This window comes from Paraburkholderia silviterrae, assembly GCF_004353915.1.
Taxonomy (GTDB): Bacteria; Pseudomonadota; Gammaproteobacteria; order Burkholderiales; family Burkholderiaceae; genus Paraburkholderia; species Paraburkholderia silviterrae.
In genome coordinates this window covers 244878-262417 of the sequence record NZ_SMRP01000009.1, presented here as the reverse complement: position 1 = coordinate 262417, position 17540 = coordinate 244878, and the positions used below count along the sequence as shown (strand labels likewise).

Here is a 17540-nt window from a genome sequence, read left to right as displayed (position 1 = left end):
GCGCTTTTGCTACTGGCATGCGCATGTGTCCAATCGTCAATCACGCGCATTCAGTAAGGATAGCTATCTGAATGGCGCTATGGCGTAAGAACATGAGATCGGCAGTCTCGCTCAGAGCATTATTGATTGTGTTTGTGAACGATCACCACACCGGCTTCGGCAACAAGCCCATAGCCCCCCAACCGGAGAAAGCTTGACGTGAGGGCGCAATGAACGGTTCGCTGCCGTCGCTGTTTCTTGAAGGTTTCCTGTTGGGCATCGCTCTGTTCTCTGCGCCCGGCCCCAAGGACATTCTGGTTATCCGCCAGGGTGTCAGTGGTGGTGCAGTATGGGGTGTCGTCGCGATTTGCGTCGTTGCCGACGCCAGTCTTATCATCATTGGGACTGCCGGTGTCGCCAGGCTATTGCGCGACCACCCCCGGATTGTGTCCATGATTTCGTTTGCTGGAGCAGCTTATCTCGTCTGGTTTGGTGGGCAGCGCCTTTGGGCATGCATCAGGAATGAGTCCATGCCCGACATGAGCCGCAGAGCCAATACCCGACATAGCCCCCTACGTAAGGCCGCCGTTCTAAGCTTTGCCAATCCCTATGCGTGGATGGATACGGTAGTCCTCATCGGTTCGATAGCGGCAACCAAGCCGAACGGACAGAGATCGTCATTTTTGATTGGCTCGATTGTCGCCTCATGTCTCTGGTTCATGCTTCTTGCCGCCGGTAGTCGCAAACTATCTGGCCTGTTCAAATACCCTGGTGCGTGGCGTTGGCTTGACGCTGCAATCGCACTACTGATGGCGTACCTGACTGTTGGGTTGATAGAGGACGCTGCCCGGCTGTTTTAGCACGCATTGCCGGTGCGATTTATTCGTGTGTCAAGCGAAAAAGGTGTTGGCATGCGGTTGCCCACGAATCGACGAACTCGTTCGCGCGCGACCTGAAGGTCATCGGGGCTGGCCTCGAGCAATTCCGGCCGGTACTTCGCCGTGCGCAACAGGCTCCCAGGGAAGGCGTTGTCGTCGCGGACGCGAGTTCGCGGGTACGTTCCAGCTATCTCAGCATGATTGACACCGTCGCGGCCTTAAGCGCGCCGGTTAGTGCTTCGGCACAGTGGCGCCTGCCATGAAGAATTTCAGCGTCCGCGCAAGCTCGGCACGCAAACTTGCCGAGTCATCATCGAGCCAGCGGAGCACTGCACCGAGATAGAGGAAATGCAGGTGGCTAGCCAGCAGGAGCGCGGCGATATCGTTGCGGACTTCGCCTTCTTCCTGCGCCTGTGCGATCCATTGCGCGTAGAGCGGCAACATGTCGGAGTCGCTCTGCCCAGGCTGTCCTTTCCCGATGGCCTGGAAGCGGTAGCGAATGTATGGCGCGGCAAAGTCGCGGTGCGACTCCCACCATTGCGCCGAGGCACCCAGGATCGCGGCAAGCCGCGTCTGCAGGGTGCGACGCGCCATCGCCTTGTGCAGCAACGGCCCGAGATCGCTGGCCAGTTTGCCGTGCAAAGCGTGCACGAGTGCCGCCTCTTTCACCGGGAAATGGTTGTACAAGGTGCCACGTGCGACACCCGCTTTAGCTGCAATCTGCTCCATGGTGACGGCCTCGTAGCCAAACTGGCAGAACAGCGCCAGCGCCACCGCGCTGAGGTGTTCGCGGGTGCGAGCGCGCTTGCCATGGGTGTGGGTGGGTGTGGACATGCCGGACTCGATATTGGACAATGACCATAATTGGACATTGTCCAATTATGGCGGGACAAGGATACCACGGCGCGGCGATTGTCGCCCGCCGGCGGTGCGTGTGCTCCCGCATTCGCAATGCTTGCACGAGGTTACCCATGTCCCGCAACGCTGCTCCCGTCATTGTGATTGGCGCCGGCCTGTCTGGCCTTTCTTCAGCCCTGGCGCTGGCCCGTGCTGGCCGCGAAGTGATGGTGCTGGAGGCGGCGGACCAACCCGGCGGCTGCTGTTCCACCGCGCAAGTGGACGGCTATACGTTTAACAACGGCGCCGTCTACGTGGCCGTGCCATCACTGCTTCGCCGGACGTTCGAGCAGCTCGGGCTGGACTTCGACGCGGAGGTGCCGCTGGTGCCTATCGATCATCCGCACGAGACGCATCTCGACGATGACACGGTGGTGCATCTGGGCGCACTCGAAACGGCGCGGGTGGAGGGGTTTCAGGCCTCATCCCGCACCGCGCTGTTGCGTGACGGTCTGCGCAAGCTGCAGGCGGACTGGCAACCTGTCTATCGTCGCCTGCTTGATGACGTGTTGCCGTTCGAGCCGTCATTGCCGCGAACGCTGGCGCGACTCTGGCGTTATCTGCCGAAGCTGGCCGGCCGGGCGGATAGCCTGATCGCCAGCTATTTTCGGGACCCCTCCTTGCAGGCGGCAGTGGCGTCTATCCTGCTCTACACCGGCACCGCGCCAGCGCGCCTGCCGTCCTCCCAGCTAATCGGTCTGCTGGCCCTGCTGGAGGAAGGCTTCTACTTGCCAAAAACCGGCATGGGCGCAATCACCGCCGCACCACTGCGCGCGCTTCAGGTACTCGGTGTGCCCGTGCGCTGCGGCTGCAAAGTCGAGCGGATCGAGGTGGGTGGCGATGGTGTGACAGGTGTGGCGCTGGCAGGTGGCGAATACTTGTCGGCGCGCGACGTCGTCGCCACCTGTTCCGGTTTCAGCGTGGTCAATCATTTGTTGCCGGCGACCGCCGTGCCGCGATCATTGCAGCGCACCGCGCGCAAGGCACCGCTGTCGCACCGGGCCGTTGCCGTGCAGCTGGGGGGCCGCTTCGACGAGGGGTCCCGATCCTTCATCGTCAATCACGTTCCTGCCATGAGCCGGCAAGGTGAGATGCATCAGGTCGGGGCCGCTACGCCTCGCTGGTTGTCCTGGACATCGCCGAGCCAGGTGTTGACGAGCTTGGCGCCAGCGGGCAGGGCGGTCATTGAGCTGTATGCGCCGGTGTCCGGAGTAGAACACGCCGAACAGTGGACGTCGGCCATGACAGAGCGTGCGCTCGAAGGGCATCTGGCCGCGTTACGCAAGCATCTGCCGGCCATGGGCGTCGAGACGATGAGAACCATTGATCCCCCCACCTTCGCGCGCGAGTGGCATCTATACGAAGGCGCGCTCTACGGCATCGCACCGGGCGCGAGTCCCAATGCTTACTTTCCGCATCGGACTGCACTCCCGGGCTTGCATCTCGCGGGCCAGACGACGTTTCCGGGTTTTGGCGTACCCACTGCGATGCTGTCGGGGCTACAGGCCGCAGCAAGCCTGTTGGCAGCGGACCACTAGTTCCCTGTTCGGGCTCTACGAGCTTGGTTGGCCTGCATCGCAGGCCTTCATTGAGTATCGCTGGCACGGTATGCCCGCACGCCTCGATCAAACTAAGCCGCGCGGATTGCCGACCGCCGCTTCGGTTATTCCTGTACCGCTTGCCACGCCTCGTACAGATCTTGCCCTTCGTCGCGTGCGCGGTGGTAGACGAGCGGCATCTCGCGTTGCTCTAGCGGGCGGGCGATCTCCACATAGCCGCGTTCCGCGGAGAGATCGTAGGGCTCGCCATCCTCGTTCGAGTAGGCGTAGTAGACCTTGCCGACGCCGGCCAGATACATGGCCGACAAACACATCGAGCACGGATAGCCGCTCGCGTAGACGACCGCGCCGCTCAGGTCGGTGCTGCCCTGGGCCTTGCTTGCGGCGCGCACCGCCTGCATTTCCGCGTGAGCGCTGGGGTCGCAAGTGGCGTCGACTTCATTGACCGAGCGGGCCAGCACCTTGCCGTCCTTGACGAGCACGGCGCCGAAAGGCCAGGTCTTGCGCTCGCGCACGTTCTCCATGGCGAGACGGATCGAGTCAACCAGATAGTTTTCGGTATTGGACATAGGGCGTCTCCATTCAGATGGGTTGGGGGTCAGCTGCCGCGGTACGTCGAGAAGCACCACGGCGAGCAGAGCAGCGGCACGTGATAGTGCTGCAAGGGATCGAATACGGTGAAGCGCACCGGCACGACATCTGCGAGCGCGGCCTCATCCTTGAAATGCGCGCCAATCGCGAAGCGCAGTTCGAACTGTCCTGCTTTCGCCGCGCTGGAGGGCAGCATCGGCGCATCGGTGCGGCCGTCAAGATTGCTGAGCGTGCGGTTCAGCAGCTTGGGCGGATTCACGCTCAGGTCGTAGAGCTCGATGGGCACGCCGGCGATGGGCTTGCCTGTCGTGAGGTCGAGAACATGGGTGCTGATGCCAGCCATTCGCTTGGCTCCGTTTTGAGTTGATGAGTTCGTGCCGGTGCTTGCCGGTCAGCTGCCGCGGTAGTACGTGTAATTCCACGGCCCGAACTGCACGGGCAGATGCAGCCGCTGCGCCGTGCTGGCGATACGGAAGCGAATGGGGACCTGGGTCAGGAACGGGGAAGACGGGAGCGGTGCTCCCTTCATGCGGTAATAGTCATCGACATGAAGGAGCAACTGGTAACTGCCCGTCTGGTAACTGTCGCCGATCAGCAGCGGCTCGTCGGCGCGACCGTTCTGGTTAATGACGACTTGCCTGACCCGCACAGGAACATCGTTCTCCAGCCGCGAAAAATCCACATGCAGGCCCGTGGCGGGCGTGCCGTGATACGTATCGAGGATGTGTATCGTCAGGCGCGGGCTGACGCCGTGCTGCGAAATGGGGTCGGCGGATTGCGCCGGCTGCTGCGCCGCGCTGTCCGGCGTTGCCGGTGCGCTGGCAAGCGCCTCGCGGGAGAGCAGCATGCCGCCGGCCATGGTCATCGAGGCGAGGACGAACTGCCGGCGCCCGGGTTTGCTGAGGTCGTTCATCAGTTAGCACTCCTTGGAGCGGCGAGCGTGTACGATAAAGACGATCACGAGTGCGGCGGCCACGAGCTCAATGGCGGCAACGAGGTAGAGGCCGGGCGAGAGGCTGCCCGTGGCGCTCTTGACGAGGCCCAGCACATAAGGCGCACCAAAGCCGGCCAGGTTCGACACCGAGTTGATCAAGGCCACGCCGATAGCCGCGGCGCTGCCGGCCAGGTACAGGTTCGGCAACTGCCAGAAGACCGGGATGGCGCTCATCGTGCCGGCCAGCGCGACCACCATGGCGGCGATCGTGAAGGCGGGCGCCATGCTGGAGAAGCCCAGCATGGCCGCCATGGCCGCCATCGCCAACGCGCCGCACGCCGCGGGCACGGCGAAGTGCCAGCGCACCTCCTTGTTGCGGTCGGAGCGCGCGCCATTGAGGATCATCCCGGCCGCGCCGAACACGTAGGCGAACGCTGCGATCCAGCCGATCACGAAGGTCGAGCCGAAGCCCGCATCGCGAATGATGGTCGGGATCCAGAACGTGAGGGCGGAATTCGCGCACAGCAGGCAGAAGAAGATGGCGATCAGCAGCCACACTTTCGGATTGCGGAACAGCGTGCGCCAGTCATGTCCGCGCTCGCCGAGCGCACGCTTGTCCTGCTCGAGAATGTTCTGGACGACCTGCTTTTCGGAGACCGTGAGCCAGCGGGCCTGATCGGGCCGGTCGGTCATGTAGAAGAAGGCGACGACGCCGGCCAGGATCGAAGGAATGCCCTCGATCACGAACAGCCATTGCCAGCCATGATGGCCGCCCATGCCGTCCATTGAGGTCATGATGCTGCCCGCGAGCGGGCCGCCGAGCACGCCCGCGATGGCGGACGCGGACATGAAGGTGCCGAAGGCCCGCGCGCGCCGGCTGCTCGGATACCAGTAGGTCCGGTACAGGATGATCCCGGGATAGAAGCCCGCTTCGAACGCACCGAGCAGAAAGCGCAGCAGATAGAATTGTGTCGGGGTGCGAATGAATGACTGGAGGATGCAGATGATGCCCCAGCCAATCGTGATGCGCATGATGGTTTTCTTCGCGCCAATCTTTTGCAGCAGGGCGTTCGACGGCACCTCGAAGAAAAAGTAGCCGAGGAAGAATATGCCGGCCCCGAGTCCGTAGACCGCCTCGCTGAATTTCAGGGTATCGAGCATCTGCAGCTTGGCAAAGCCGATATTGACCCGGTCGAGCCACGCGAGCACCCAGAGAATGCAAAGGAACGGCAGAAGGCGCCAGGAGACCTTGCGGTAGACGGCATCTTCTATCGAAGCATCGGCGCCGGAATAGACCGACGCATTCTGCTCAGTGACGGACATGAGTGTCTCCTGAAAGAGATCGACCTTTCAAAGCCGCAGATGCAACCGCCTCACTCACGTGGCGGTCAGCCTGAATCGACTTCTGCACCGGCGATTCGCGGGGCCGTGTATTTGTAGTGAGCTGTGACCATATCGCAGGGGTATGGGGGCGGGTAGCGCGGAGGTGTTATAGGCTCTATATCAAACTGAAAGGTGGCCGGCGCGACGCGGTTCGCGGGGCTATCCAGCGAGGATGGGCAACGCGGGCGGTGGTCATCCAACCTCGAATTCCGAAAGCGCCCAATGAATGCCGTCGTGCGCGATTCATTGCGCATCGGGAACCGTTGACGGCGGGCGGCGATCGTTGGCAAAGTGGAATCGGATAATCAACAGGAAGTCACCATGCGCAATGACGATCCGCTGGACACGTATCTGCTGCGTGTCTTGTGCACCCTCGTCGAGGAAAGAAGCGTGTCGCGCACCGCCATTCGAATGAACCAGTCGCAGCCTGCGCTCAGCACGGCGCTCAAGCGCTTGAGAAAGCTGTTCGGCGACCCGTTGCTCACACGGGAAAAGAACGAGATGGTGCCGACCGAGCGGGCGCTGCAACTGGTTCAGGACGCGCAGGTTGCGCTCAATGCATTGGAGAAGATGCTCAGCGCCGACGAGGCCTTCGATCCCGCGCGCTCCGAGCGCACCTTCACGATCGCGATGCCGGACTATCTGGCGCCGCCGTTTCTTGCCGATCTGGTGAGCCGGTTCCGGCGCCACGCGCCGTATTCGAGGCTCGTGACGCTGCCCATGGGGGCGGACTACGATTACGAAAAGGCGCTGGCGGAAGGCCAGGTCGACATCGTTATCGGCAACTGGCCGGTCTCTCCCGAGCACCTGCATATGAGCGTATTGCTCGAAGATGAAGTGGTTTGCCTGATGGCAAAGGATCATCCGCTCACGCGGCCCGGCAAGCTGACCGCCGAAAGCTATATCGACGCTTCGCATCTGGTGCCGCTGCCGTACTCGAACTCGCAACGCGGCGTTGTCGACAGCTCGCTCGCCACGCTGCGGCTCTCGCGCGGAAGGCAGGTCTCGTGCCCGTATTTCAGCCTTGCGCCCTATCTGGTGAGCGAATCGGATCTCATCCTGACCACGGCGCGGCACTTCGCGGCGTACTATGCGCGCCGCTTGCCGCTCATCATCAAGCCGGCGCCGTTCGACTTTCCGCTGATGCGCTTCTATGCGCTATGGCATCCGAACAGGCATCGCGCGAAAGCGCACATCTGGTTGCGCGGCCTGATTGGCGAGAGCGTCACGGTGTTGAGAGCCGTTGCGGGCGCAGCGTAGCGTGGCGCCTGGGAGCGAGGCCTATGGCGTGAATTCGCCGGTTGCTATACGGCCCATAGAGCTTGCCCGCTACTGCATGGGCCATGTCGGTTTCTATACTCGAAGCTTCATTTTCCGTTTCGAGGACTTTAACGACGATGGCCCAGAACAATCTCGACACCCCCAATCTCGCTGCGATCAACGCGATGGAAAAGGACCAGTTCGTGCAAACGCTGGGCGATATCTTCGAGCACTCGCCCGATGTGGCGGAGGCGGCTTGGGGCGCCCGTCCGTTCCAGTCCGTGGACGCCCTCCATGAAGCGATGATGAATAGCATCCGTGCGCGCGACGTTGCGGCGAGGAAGGCATTTTTCGACCGCCACCCGGAGTTGTCTGCCGAAGGCGTGCGGCGCGGCGCGATGACGTCGGCATCCGTCGACGAGCAGAGCAGCGCCGGCTTGCACGCGCTCTCCCAGCAGGAGGAGACGCAGTTGCAGCAGATGAACCGCCAGTACCGCGAGCGACACGGCTTCCCGTTCATCATCTGCGTTCGCCATTACACCAAGGCCGGCATTTTCTTCGAGCTGGAGAGCCGCGTCTCGCGCGAGACGGCGTTCGAGCTCGACTACGCGCTCAATCAGATCAAGGCCATTACGCGTGGCCGGCTGAATCAGCGGGTGGTGTAAGGGGCAACCCGCTGCGCATCGTGCGCTTCTTCAATTCGCCGCCCCCGCAACTGCAAAGCGATCGCTACTCTGATCGCTCCTTCCTTCCATCGCCTCCCTCCCGCTTCGCTGACCGATGATCGTGCGCGCGCCGCAAGGGCGCGTGCTAGTGCACGGCCCCTGCGTCATTTCCGTCGCGTTTACACAGAATTCTAAGATGATTAACATATAATTACACCTTGACCGGGCCGGTAGCTCGTCGTGCTGGGTGACGGGCAAAGCCGGGGAGGGGGGCATGATAGACGTGGATGTTCCATTGCTGACGCATGAAAGCAAGTGGATACGCTTGCGCGATGCGTGCGGCGAGCGCGGGCTCGTTGCCGTGGGCGTTGGGCCGGCAGGCGGGCGCGGGTTCCAGTTGCTTGACCGCTTTGCGACGCTGGGCGACCAGCTCGATGCCGCGGGCGTGAACCTTGTCTTTGTCTATCCAGCGCAATCCGCCCGCCACGTCCAGGATCCACTTTCTGCCCTCGCCGCGCGCTACAGGGGCAAGCCTTGCCTCCTGCTGGACATGGCCAGCCGGTTCTTCGACCATGCGCTGCCGCCTCAGGCGCTACGCGTCAAGCGTTTTGACCCGCACATGACATGCGTCGAGACGGTCACGATTCATGCGCGGGAAGCTGGCTGGGACGCGTTGTTAGGCGAGTTCCTCGCGGGCGCGCTTGTATAATTTGATTAACCTGTCCAGACCCGAATGACCTGCGTAATGGAAACCAAAAGCGCCCGACTGACGATTCTGATCGACCCCGCAAAGAAGGCGGCATTTGAAGAGCTGTGCGCGGCACAGGATCTGACGCCTTCACAGGTCGTCCGGCAATTGATCCGCGAATACCTCTCGCAGCATGGCGTGACCTACAAGACGAAGAGCACTGTCGGTACGCGCACGCGCCGGTAAGTCCTGTCAAGTCCGCGCCGCGGCCTTCTGAACCCGAACCGCCGGATGCCGCGGCCGCGATGCATACGCGGCATACGGACCATCCGTCGACCAACACCGTAACAACCGCCTTCAACGGGCGTGAGAATTGACTATGAACGCATTACCGCCGTGCCCGCAATGTCACTCCGAATTCGTGTATGAAGACGGTGCCGTCTATATTTGCCCGGAATGCGGCCACGAATGGGCCGTGGGCGCCGAGGCAGCGGCGGCCGAGCCTGCCGCAATGGTGTATCGCGATTCGGCGGGCAATATTTTGCAGGACGGCGATACCGTCACCGTCATCAAGGATCTCAAGCTGAAGGGTTCCGGCGGCGTGATCAAGATGGGCACCAAGGTGAAAAACATTCGCCTCGTGGATAGCGATCACGACATCGACTGCAAAGTCGATGGTTTTGGTGCGATGAGCCTGAAATCGGAGTTCGTCAAGAAGGCGTGACCGGCGTTCGGCTTTTTCCGGTCGCTGCTGTGGCAATCACCATTTGCACAGGGATGGATCGACATGAGTCACGTTGCCGGTAACTCCGCTTCTCACGTATCCATCGCGCGCGCCGACTTCGGGCGCGTTTCGGTCCTGTTCGGCGCGAAGAACGGCAAATATCCCGACGGCAACCAGGTGCTCATTCGTGGCTCGGACACGCGTGCGGCCTTCGATACGCCGCTGGTCTCGAACCACATCGGCGCCGAGTTCGATGCGACCGAGCTAGTGGTCATGGGGCACGTGCACGAAGATCATATGGCCGGCCTGCACCGCATTCCCCGCGCTGCCGTCCATGTGCATGAAGCCGATTTGCCGGCCATCCGTAGCTGGGAGGGCATGTTCGCGGCCTACGGCACGGGTGCGAAGGACCCTGGCGCGTTGCGGGCCATGCTCGAGCGCGACTTCTTCTATGCGCCGCGGCCGGACGCGCAAGGCTACGTGAACGGTGCGTGCTGGGAGCTCGGCCAGTCGCGCATTCGCGCATTCCACCTGCCGGGCCACACCGCCGGCCACTGTGTCCTGCTGGTCGAGCCAGAGGGCGTGGCCTTTACGGGCGATATCGATCTGACCGGCTTTGGGCCTTACTATGGCGACACCTGTTCGAGCTTGCGCGATTTCCGCCACAGCCTCGCGCGGTTGCCGGATATTCCGGCCAAGGTTTGGGTCACCTCGCACCACCGGGGCGTGTACACCGACCGTGAGCATTTCTTGCGCGACCTCGCCGCGTTTGCCGCCAGGATCGACGAACGCGAGCAGCGCCTGCTGGCATGGCTGAAGGAGTCGCCCAAGACGCTGGAGCAATTGGTCGAGCAACGGCTGCTGTATCCGCCCGGCTATGAAAACCCGTGGGTGGTCTCGGCGGAGACGCGGACCATTTCGCAGCATCTGGCCGAACTCGTGGCCGATGGTCGGGTCAAGGTGGGCGAGGAGGGTGTCTGCCGGCTCGCATGAGTGCGGGCAGGCAGACCCCTGATTAACGCCAGAAAAACGCCAAAGAAATCGCGCCGATCTCCATTCGGCGCCGCGCAAACGCATGCTTACTCCAGTAGTTCTCTGACGCCTTCGGCAGCGGCGCGGCGCAGCGCTTCTACGTCGGCGAGGCCGAGCGCAGCGCGCGCCCATCAAGTTCTGAAAATCTCTTCGAGATCGACCTGACCGGTTTCCGACTCGAGCTTCATGCTGCTTTGAATATGATCCAGGTGCTCGAGCATCAGACGCTCGGCGCGTCCCGCATCGCGTTTGGCGATGGCCTCGACGATCTGCGAGTGCTCATCCGCGCGGCAACAGGTTGCCGTAGGCGCGTCATAGAGAAAGATCATGAGACACGTCAGCACCGAAAGCTCCCGCATGGTGCGCGCCAGCGCCGAATTCCCCGCGAGGTCCGCCGCGAGCGAATGGAACTCGCCCGAGAGCCGGATCACGGCGCGCTTGTCTTCGCGCTGGCGGGCCTCGGCCTCGAGCGCTTCGTGCTCGCGCAGGCGTTCGAGCTTTTCGGCACTCAAGGTCTCCACGAGCCTGCGCATCACCGCAGGCTCGATCAAGCGGCGCGCTTCGAAGACGTCGAGCGCCTGCTCGATGGACGGCCGGGCCACGTAAGCGCCTTTCTGCGGAACCAGCTCGACGACTTGCTCATGCGCGAGTCTCGCCAGCACTTCGCGGATGCGCCCGCGGCTCGCATTGAAGATCTCGGCAAGACGCTCTTCCGCGAGCTTGGTGCCCGGGTGCAGCCGGTGTTCGAGGATCGCCGTGTAGATGCGCTCGTAGATCTCTTCCTGGCTCAGCTCCCGTGGCGCGCGCGATGGCGCAGCGGGCTTGCGCTTGCGCGCGGCGGGCTTGTCGGCAGGGGGCGTAGCGAGCTCGTCGATAGCGGGCACGGTGATGGCCTCTCGTTTGCGGTGAATCAGTCGGCGCGGGGGGAGTGCGCCCGGCGACGCTGCGCATCGCACCCGGTCAGGATACCGGCGGCCTCCCGCATTGTCGACATTCATGTAAACACTAGTGTTGTAAACAACATTGTTGACTATGATGTCGACATGCAAGCCCGCATGCTTGCCATTGATTCATAAGACTAATTTTCAAGCCGGGAGACTTCAGGTGGCAGCTTCGGCGCTCGAACTGGTGATCCGCAATGCACGCGTGGCCACGGCCAGCGACACCTTTGTTGCCGACATCGGCATAGCCGGGGGGCGCATCGTCCAACTGGGCATGAACTTGGCGGCAGGCTCGCGCGAGATCGATGCGGCCGGGCGCGTCGTGACGCCGGGCGGCGTGGATGCGCACTGCCATTTCGATCAGCCGATGGCGCCGCCGCTGCGCATGGCCGACGACTTCGACTCGGGCACGCGCGCAGCGGCCTGCGGCGGGACCACCACCGTGATTCCGTTCGCCGCGCAGGAAAAAGGGCAGTCGCTGCGCGCGGCCGTGGACGACTATCACGGCCGTGCCGAGGGCAAGGCCCATGTCGACTATGCATTCCATCTGATCGTGAGCGACCCCACGCCGAAGGTGCTCGAGGAGGAGTTGCCCGCGCTGATCGCCGAGGGCTACACGTCCTTCAAGATCTACATGACCTATGAGGACCTGAAGCTCGACGACGGCCAGATCCTCGATGTGCTCTCGGTCGCGCGCGAATACGGCGCGATGGCCATGGTGCATGCCGAGAACGCCGACTGTATCGAATGGCTGACCAAGCGCCTCGAAGCCGCGGGCCGCACGGCGCCGCGCTTTCATGCGCACGCGCGGCCGCTGCTGGTGGAGCGCGAGGCCACGCACCGGGCCATTACGCTGGCCGAGCTGGTCGACGTTCCGGTTCTGATCGTGCACGTCTCGGGACGCGAGGCCGTCGAGCAGATCCGCTGGGCGCGCTCACGCGGCCTCAAGGTGTATGCCGAAACCTGCCCGCAATACCTCTTTCTGACCGCCGCCGATCTCGGCCTCGACGACAACTACCAGGGCGCGAAGTGCGTCTGCAGCCCGCCGCCGCGCGACAAGGCCAACCAGCAAGTGATCTGGGACGGCCTGAACGACGGCCTCTTCACGCTCTTCAGCTCCGACCACGCGCCGTTCCGCTACGACGCACCCGAAGGCAAGAAGCCCGCCGGCGAGGAAGTCTCGTTTCGCCATATTCCGAACGGCATTCCCGGCGTGGAGACGCGCATGCCCTTGCTCTATTCCGAAGGCGTGCTGGCGGGGCGCATGACGCTGAACCGCTTCGTCGAGCTCACGGCCACCAATCCGGCCAAGGCCTATGGCTTGCACCCGCGCAAAGGCACCATCGCGATCGGCAGTGACGCCGATCTGGTCATCTGGGGCGAGCGCGAATTCGTGCTGCGCAATGCGGACCTGCATCATGCGGTCGATTACACCCCCTACGAAGGCCAGACGCTGCGGGCCTGGCCCGCCATCACGCTGATCGGCGGAACGGTGGTCTGGGACGGCGAGTTCCATCCGCGCCGTGGGCGAGGGCGTTTCCTGCGCTGTGGGAAGCCCTCGCTTGCGCCTCACGGTGCGCGCGGCTGAGCCAGTCGCGCTGATCGAAAGTTGTGTGGGTTCCATTCATGGAGTGCCGGCTGAATCGTGGAAGTTTCGCTTAACTAATTAATTTGAGCGGCCGGTTTATGCGAGGAGAGATGATCGTGGATAGACAGGACAGGCAACTGGCAAGGCTGGACCCGACAGGCCGGCTGTACAACGACGACCTGGCGCCCACCACCGAGCGAAAGTGGACGTCCTATAGCTTCTTCGCCGTCTGGATGTCGGCGATACACAACATCGGCACCTATACGTTCGTGGCGGGCCTGTTCGTGCTCGGGATGACGGGGTGGCAGGTGCTCGCGTCCATTCTGATCGGGACCGCGATTCTGTTCTTCGGCATGAACTGGGCCGGACGCATGGGGCAGCAGACCGGCGTCCCGTTTCCCGTCATGGCGAGAATCAGCTTCGGCATCTGGGGGGCCAACGTGCCGGCCTTGATCCGCGCGGTCATCGCCATCTGCTGGTACGGCATTCAGACCTACCTCGCGTCGACCGCGGTGGTCGTGCTGCTGCTGCGCATCAATCCCGCCTTGCAGCACTGGGAGGACCAGAGCCTGCTAGGCCTGTCGTACCTGGGCTGGGCCTGCTTCGTGTTTCTCTGGGTCATGCAACTGCTCGTGATCACGCGCGGCATGGAAGCGGTCCGCCGCTTCCAGGACTGGGCGGGACCGATCGTGTGGGTCGTGATGCTGCTGATGGCCGTGTGGCTCTTCGCGATGGCCGACTGGCACCTGCCGATGAACCTGTCCGTCAAGCCATTGTCGGGTAGCGGGGTGGTGCAGGGCATCCTGACCGGTGCGTTCTTGCTGGTCTCCACCTATGCGACCATGCTGCTCAACTATTGCGACTTCACCCGGTTCGCGAAATCGGAACGGTCGGTGATCGTCGGCAATTTCTGGGGAATCCCAATCAATTTCGCGGCCTTCGCGGCCATCAGCATCACGATGACGGTAGGCACCGTGGTGGTGTTCGGCAAGGCCATCACCGACCCCGCGCTGATTCTCGCGAAAGTGCCGAACACGTTCGTGCTGGTCGTGGGCGCGCTGATGTTCATCGTCGCGACCATCGGCGTGAACGTCGTCCTCAACTTCGTGTCGCCCGCCTACGATCTCGCCAACGTCTGGCCCAAGCGCATCACGTTCCGTCGCGGCGGCGTCATCAGCGCGGTGCTGGCGCTGGTCGTCATGCCCTGGAACCTGTACTCGAATCCTGTGGTCGTGAACTACTTCCTCGGCGGCCTTGGCGCGTTTCTCGGGCCGCTCTTCGGGATCATGGCCGCCGACTATTTCCTGATCCGGCGCGGCGTGGTCAACCTCAACGACCTGTATCGCTCGGACGAGGGCGGCGAATACTTCTATCGCAACGGCTTCAATCCGCGGGCATTGGCCGTGTTCGTGCCAACGGCGGGTGCAGCGGTCGTGATTGCGCTGGTTCCCGCGCTCTCTGCGATTGCCGCGTTTGCCTGGCCGATCGGTTTCGTCGCTGCGGGCGTGACGTATTACGTCGCGATGGGCGGCGCGGCGCGGCGCACCATGGCGCATTCGGGGAAGAATGGGGGACTGGGCGCGCTGGAGTAAGCGCACAGGAGATGCTCACAGCTGGTGCTGGCGCGATCGCGACGATCGCGCTGCGCCGGCCCGGCCCGGCAGCCGCGCTGCGCCAAAACACTTTGCTGCACCGCACCGTCGTCCGAACCTTGCACGCCTCTAAAGTTTGCGTCCCCGTTGCCGTCAATCAGGGCATGGCGTGCGAACATCCGAAACCTCCCGAGAACCAATCGATCTGGGCCGAAGCGCGGGCACTGGAGGCCAGCATTCGCGCGATCAGGCGGGCGCAGGGCAAGAAGAATCCCGAGGATTTCCCGCCGCACAGCCCCGAATGCCTTGCCGCCATGAGCGAATTCGTGCGCGACGTCTGCCGCGTGCTGGAAATCGATCCCGACACGCTCGGCGACGCTGACGACGATGCCGACGCTGACGACGATGCCGACGACATGCACGGCGCAGGCTCGGCCGGATAGCGCTCGACGCGGCCGGCGCGATTACGTGCGCGCCGGCGTGCCGCTTTCTCCTTGCGCGAGACGCTCGAGCGCTGCGGGCGTCAATCCCAACTCGCTCTTCAAAGCGGCCCAGCCGTCCGGCGTGACCTGAACGGCCCGTGAGGATTGCGTGCGCCGCAACCAGCCCCGGGCACACAATAGGGTCATGAACCGCACGCCGAGCGGGCCGGCGAGGTGATGCTGGCGCTCCGTCCAGTCGAGGCATTGCCGCGCGATGCCGTGGCGACCCGGCTTGAGGGTCGCCACATCGAGCCCGAGACTGCCGAACCAGGCCGCGCCGGCTGAGGTCACATCGAGCCTGCGTTCGTTGCCCGGCGCGAGATAGCCGCGCTCCATCAGGCATTGCGTCACGGCCACGCCAATTTGCCCGGCGAGGTGATCGTAGCAACAGCGCGCGAAGCGCAGCTTTTGCGCTTCGCCGCCCAATGGCTTGCGGCGGACGCTGCGGCCGGTGCTGATGGCCGCCAGCCCTTCGAGCACCTCCGCGACGCGCGGGTCAGCGAGCCGGTAATAGCGGTGACGCCCTTCCTTTTCGACCGCGAGCAGGCCGCCGTCCAGCAGCTTTGCGAGGTGGCTGCTGGCCGTCTGCGCGGTCACGCCCGCGGCAAACGCCAGCTCGCCGGCCGGCCGGGCGCGGCCGTCGGCCAGCGCCATCAGCATGGCGGCGCGCGCGGCGTCGGCAATCAGAAACGCGGTGGAAGACAGATTGGGTGAATTGCTCATCGTAGCCCCCGGGATTCGACGCCAGCATATCGCCAATCGGCGCGCGCATGCTTCGACAGGCATCGAAGCATCGGTCCACGGCGATCTTCGATACTGGTGACGGACAGCCAGGTCGACCGACCATCGCAAAGGGAGCCCGCGCGTGGACAAGCGCATGAAGAGCCGGATGAACAGCCGGATGAACAGCGGCATCGACAACCGCAGTGACCGTAGTGACAACCGCGTTGTCGAGACTGCGCAGCAACGCCGCGTGCTGCTGGCAACGAGCCTGAGCTACGTGATCGTCATTCTCGACACGTCGATCGTCAATCTCGCGCTCGGGCGCATCGGGCTGGATCTGGCAGGCAGTGTGTCCGGCTTGCAGTGGGTCTTGAACGCCTACACACTGACTTTCGCGAGCCTCCTGTTGACGGGCGGCACGCTTGGCGACCGGCTCGGCGCGCGCAATGTCTATATCGCCGGCCTTGCTTGCTTCACGGTGGCGTCGGCGCTGTGCGCATGTGCACCGGGCCTGCCGATGCTCATCGCGGCGCGCAGCTTGCAGGGTGGGGGCGCTGCGCTGCTGGTGCCCGCTTCCATGACGCTCATCAGCCATACGTGGGCGGATTCGCGCGAACGCGCAGCGGTATTCGGCTTGTGGGCGGGGCTGGGCGGCATTGCCATGGCGTCGGGACCGCTGCTCGGCGGCGTTCTTGTCGGTCTCGCCGGCTGGCGCAGCATTTTTCTGGTGAACGTGCCGATCTGCATGGCGGGCATGGTCCTGGCCTTGCGCGTGAGGCACGCTGCCCCCTTCAGATGGGCCGAGGCCGCTGCGCGCAAGTTCGATTTCGCGGGCCAGGCTGCGGGCATTGTGGCGCTCGGGCTGCTCAACATGCTGGTCATCGACGTACCCGCATACGGCTGGCAGCCGGCGCTTGCCGCCGGCGCGCTCGCGGCTGGCGTGATCTTCGTCACCATAGAAACGATGCGGGCGCAACCGATGCTGCCGATGAAGCTGTTTCGCCAGCCGCTCTTCGCGGGTGGCGTCTTCGTGTCGATGGTTTCCGCGTTCACGTTCTACGGACTGCTATTCGAACTCAGCCTGCTGTTGCAGCGGCAACAGGGCTATACGCCGATGCAGGCGGGCTTGGCGTTCCTGCCGCTGACGTTGCCGGTTCCGGTGGGGAGCTTGATCTCGAAGCGCGCTCTCGGCTGGCTCGGGGCGAAGCACCTCGTGACCGGTGCCTGCCTGCTGTCCGCCGCGGGATTTTTCGGTCTTGCGGGCGTTGGCGCAGCGGCCCCGTATGCGCTGCTCGCGCTGCCATTGCCGGCGATCGGCCTGGCCGCGAGCTTGATCACGCCGGCGACCACGGCCACGCTCATGACGGCGGTGGAGGATCGCCGTTCAGGCATTGCGGCTGGCGTGCTGAACGCGGCACGCCAGGTTGGCGCGGCGCTTGGGGTGGCATGGTGCGGAACGCTGGTTGGCGCGAGCCACGCGATTGCACGGGGCATGCACTTGAGCGCCATGGTGGCGGGCTCGCTATCGATCGCGGCCGCAGTGGTCTGGTGGCATGGGGCCGCCGGGCGGGCGGCAGCGCGTCAATCAATTGGCCGGCGTGTCAACGAATGACCTGCCACGCGC

At 63.6% G+C, this 17540-nt stretch carries 19 protein-coding genes; 11 read left to right on the top strand and 8 right to left on the bottom strand.

The window, feature by feature from the left end:
* Positions 1-209 precede the first annotated feature (209 nt).
* A complete protein-coding gene (locus EYW47_RS19845) occupies positions 210-839 on the top strand; it encodes a LysE/ArgO family amino acid transporter (protein ID WP_133196533.1) in 630 nt (209 codons plus the stop codon).
* Between the two features lie 249 nt (positions 840-1088).
* On the opposite strand, the gene EYW47_RS19840 is transcribed toward EYW47_RS19845, so the two are convergent.
* Positions 1089-1691, bottom strand: a complete 603-nt coding sequence (locus EYW47_RS19840) for a TetR/AcrR family transcriptional regulator (RefSeq protein ID WP_205710111.1) — start codon at positions 1689-1691, stop codon at positions 1089-1091.
* Positions 1692-1828: 137 nt separating this feature from the next.
* Here EYW47_RS19840 and EYW47_RS19835 point away from each other — a divergent pair, with 137 nt between their 5' ends.
* The gene (locus EYW47_RS19835; RefSeq protein WP_133196532.1) at positions 1829-3292 is read left to right on the top strand and encodes a phytoene desaturase family protein; all 1464 of its coding nucleotides are present in this window, start codon (positions 1829-1831) and stop codon (positions 3290-3292) included.
* A 125-nt stretch (positions 3293-3417) separates the two neighbouring features.
* Here EYW47_RS19835 and EYW47_RS19830 read toward each other — a convergent pair whose 3' ends face one another.
* The 4 genes from EYW47_RS19830 to EYW47_RS19815 are packed head-to-tail and all read right to left on the bottom strand — an operon-like array spanning position 3418 to position 6161.
* Positions 3418-3882, bottom strand: coding sequence for a nucleoside deaminase (locus EYW47_RS19830; RefSeq protein ID WP_133196531.1), 465 nt, complete (start codon positions 3880-3882; stop codon positions 3418-3420).
* 29 nt (positions 3883-3911) lie between these two features.
* Positions 3912-4247: a hydroxyisourate hydrolase gene (uraH, locus tag EYW47_RS19825; protein WP_133196530.1), complete on the bottom strand. Its 336-nt coding sequence runs from the start codon at positions 4245-4247 to the stop codon at positions 3912-3914.
* A 48-nt stretch (positions 4248-4295) separates the two neighbouring features.
* Positions 4296-4817, bottom strand: coding sequence for a hydroxyisourate hydrolase (gene uraH, locus EYW47_RS19820; RefSeq protein WP_133196529.1), 522 nt, complete (start codon positions 4815-4817; stop codon positions 4296-4298).
* Positions 4818-4820: 3 nt separating this feature from the next.
* Entirely contained in the window at positions 4821-6161 is a 1341-nt protein-coding gene (locus EYW47_RS19815) for an MFS transporter (protein WP_133196528.1), read from the bottom strand.
* A 381-nt stretch (positions 6162-6542) separates the two neighbouring features.
* Here EYW47_RS19815 and EYW47_RS19810 point away from each other — a divergent pair, with 381 nt between their 5' ends.
* Together EYW47_RS19810 and uraD are read left to right on the top strand one after the other, a co-directional pair.
* Positions 6543-7481 carry a LysR substrate-binding domain-containing protein gene (locus tag EYW47_RS19810; protein WP_133196527.1) on the top strand — a complete coding sequence of 313 codons (939 nt, stop codon included), beginning with the start codon at positions 6543-6545 and terminating at the stop codon, positions 7479-7481.
* A 137-nt stretch (positions 7482-7618) separates the two neighbouring features.
* Positions 7619-8146, top strand: a complete 528-nt coding sequence (gene uraD / locus EYW47_RS19805) for a 2-oxo-4-hydroxy-4-carboxy-5-ureidoimidazoline decarboxylase (protein ID WP_133196526.1) — start codon at positions 7619-7621, stop codon at positions 8144-8146.
* 211 nt (positions 8147-8357) lie between these two features.
* On the opposite strand, the gene EYW47_RS19800 is transcribed toward uraD, so the two are convergent.
* Complete coding sequence (locus EYW47_RS19800; protein WP_133196525.1) at positions 8358-8720, bottom strand: hypothetical protein; 363 nt, start codon at positions 8718-8720, stop codon at positions 8358-8360.
* A gap of 171 nt (positions 8721-8891) precedes the next feature.
* Between EYW47_RS19800 and EYW47_RS19795 the strand changes: the two genes are divergently transcribed.
* From EYW47_RS19795 to EYW47_RS19785, 3 genes are all read left to right on the top strand, one after another.
* Positions 8892-9080, top strand: coding sequence for a ribbon-helix-helix protein, CopG family (locus EYW47_RS19795; RefSeq protein ID WP_133196524.1), 189 nt, complete (start codon positions 8892-8894; stop codon positions 9078-9080).
* A 133-nt stretch (positions 9081-9213) separates the two neighbouring features.
* On the top strand, positions 9214-9558 hold the full coding sequence (locus EYW47_RS19790) for a zinc ribbon domain-containing protein YjdM (protein ID WP_133196523.1): 345 nt from the start codon (positions 9214-9216) through the stop codon (positions 9556-9558).
* Between the two features lie 63 nt (positions 9559-9621).
* Entirely contained in the window at positions 9622-10551 is a 930-nt protein-coding gene (locus EYW47_RS19785; protein WP_133196522.1) for an MBL fold metallo-hydrolase, read from the top strand.
* A gap of 170 nt (positions 10552-10721) precedes the next feature.
* Here EYW47_RS19785 and EYW47_RS19780 read toward each other — a convergent pair whose 3' ends face one another.
* Positions 10722-11366: a GntR family transcriptional regulator gene (locus EYW47_RS19780; RefSeq protein WP_240763812.1), complete on the bottom strand. Its 645-nt coding sequence runs from the start codon at positions 11364-11366 to the stop codon at positions 10722-10724.
* 328 nt (positions 11367-11694) lie between these two features.
* Between EYW47_RS19780 and hydA the strand changes: the two genes are divergently transcribed.
* The 3 genes from hydA to EYW47_RS41370 all read left to right on the top strand — a co-directional run bounded on the left by hydA (position 11695) and on the right by EYW47_RS41370 (position 15154).
* Positions 11695-13119, top strand: coding sequence for a dihydropyrimidinase (gene hydA, locus EYW47_RS19775; RefSeq protein ID WP_240763806.1), 1425 nt, complete (start codon positions 11695-11697; stop codon positions 13117-13119).
* Between the two features lie 116 nt (positions 13120-13235).
* Positions 13236-14711, top strand: a complete 1476-nt coding sequence (locus EYW47_RS19770; RefSeq protein WP_205710110.1) for an NCS1 family nucleobase:cation symporter-1 — start codon at positions 13236-13238, stop codon at positions 14709-14711.
* Between the two features lie 11 nt (positions 14712-14722).
* On the top strand, positions 14723-15154 hold the full coding sequence (locus EYW47_RS41370; protein ID WP_205710109.1) for a hypothetical protein: 432 nt from the start codon (positions 14723-14725) through the stop codon (positions 15152-15154).
* A 21-nt stretch (positions 15155-15175) separates the two neighbouring features.
* Here EYW47_RS41370 and EYW47_RS19760 read toward each other — a convergent pair whose 3' ends face one another.
* Positions 15176-15916 (bottom strand): ArsR/SmtB family transcription factor, encoded by a 741-nt coding sequence (locus EYW47_RS19760; protein ID WP_133196519.1) that lies wholly within the window; start codon positions 15914-15916, stop codon positions 15176-15178.
* 142 nt (positions 15917-16058) lie between these two features.
* Between EYW47_RS19760 and EYW47_RS19755 the strand changes: the two genes are divergently transcribed.
* A complete protein-coding gene (locus EYW47_RS19755; RefSeq protein WP_240763805.1) occupies positions 16059-17528 on the top strand; it encodes an MFS transporter in 1470 nt (489 codons plus the stop codon).
* The last annotated feature ends 12 nt before the right edge of the window (positions 17529-17540 follow it).

Coding starts and splice junctions, on each gene's coding strand:
- EYW47_RS19840 (WP_205710111.1), bottom strand. CDS start 1,691: ATGTCCACACCCACCCACACCCATGGCAAGCGCGCTCGCACCCGCGAA.
- uraH (WP_133196529.1), bottom strand. CDS start 4,817: ATGAACGACCTCAGCAAACCCGGGCGCCGGCAGTTCGTCCTCGCCTCG.
- uraH (WP_133196530.1), bottom strand. CDS start 4,247: ATGGCTGGCATCAGCACCCATGTTCTCGACCTCACGACAGGCAAGCCC.
- EYW47_RS19790 (WP_133196523.1), top strand. CDS start 9,214: ATGAACGCATTACCGCCGTGCCCGCAATGTCACTCCGAATTCGTGTAT.
- EYW47_RS19845 (WP_133196533.1), top strand. CDS start 210: ATGAACGGTTCGCTGCCGTCGCTGTTTCTTGAAGGTTTCCTGTTGGGC.
- EYW47_RS19810 (WP_133196527.1), top strand. CDS start 6,543: ATGCGCAATGACGATCCGCTGGACACGTATCTGCTGCGTGTCTTGTGC.
- uraD (WP_133196526.1), top strand. CDS start 7,619: ATGGCCCAGAACAATCTCGACACCCCCAATCTCGCTGCGATCAACGCG.
- EYW47_RS19785 (WP_133196522.1), top strand. CDS start 9,622: ATGAGTCACGTTGCCGGTAACTCCGCTTCTCACGTATCCATCGCGCGC.
- EYW47_RS19795 (WP_133196524.1), top strand. CDS start 8,892: ATGGAAACCAAAAGCGCCCGACTGACGATTCTGATCGACCCCGCAAAG.
- EYW47_RS19835 (WP_133196532.1), top strand. CDS start 1,829: ATGTCCCGCAACGCTGCTCCCGTCATTGTGATTGGCGCCGGCCTGTCT.
- EYW47_RS19830 (WP_133196531.1), bottom strand. CDS start 3,882: ATGTCCAATACCGAAAACTATCTGGTTGACTCGATCCGTCTCGCCATG.
- EYW47_RS19800 (WP_133196525.1), bottom strand. CDS start 8,720: ATGGTCGAAGAACCGGCTGGCCATGTCCAGCAGGAGGCAAGGCTTGCC.
- EYW47_RS19815 (WP_133196528.1), bottom strand. CDS start 6,161: ATGTCCGTCACTGAGCAGAATGCGTCGGTCTATTCCGGCGCCGATGCT.
- EYW47_RS19760 (WP_133196519.1), bottom strand. CDS start 15,916: ATGAGCAATTCACCCAATCTGTCTTCCACCGCGTTTCTGATTGCCGAC.
- EYW47_RS41370 (WP_205710109.1), top strand. CDS start 14,723: ATGCTCACAGCTGGTGCTGGCGCGATCGCGACGATCGCGCTGCGCCGG.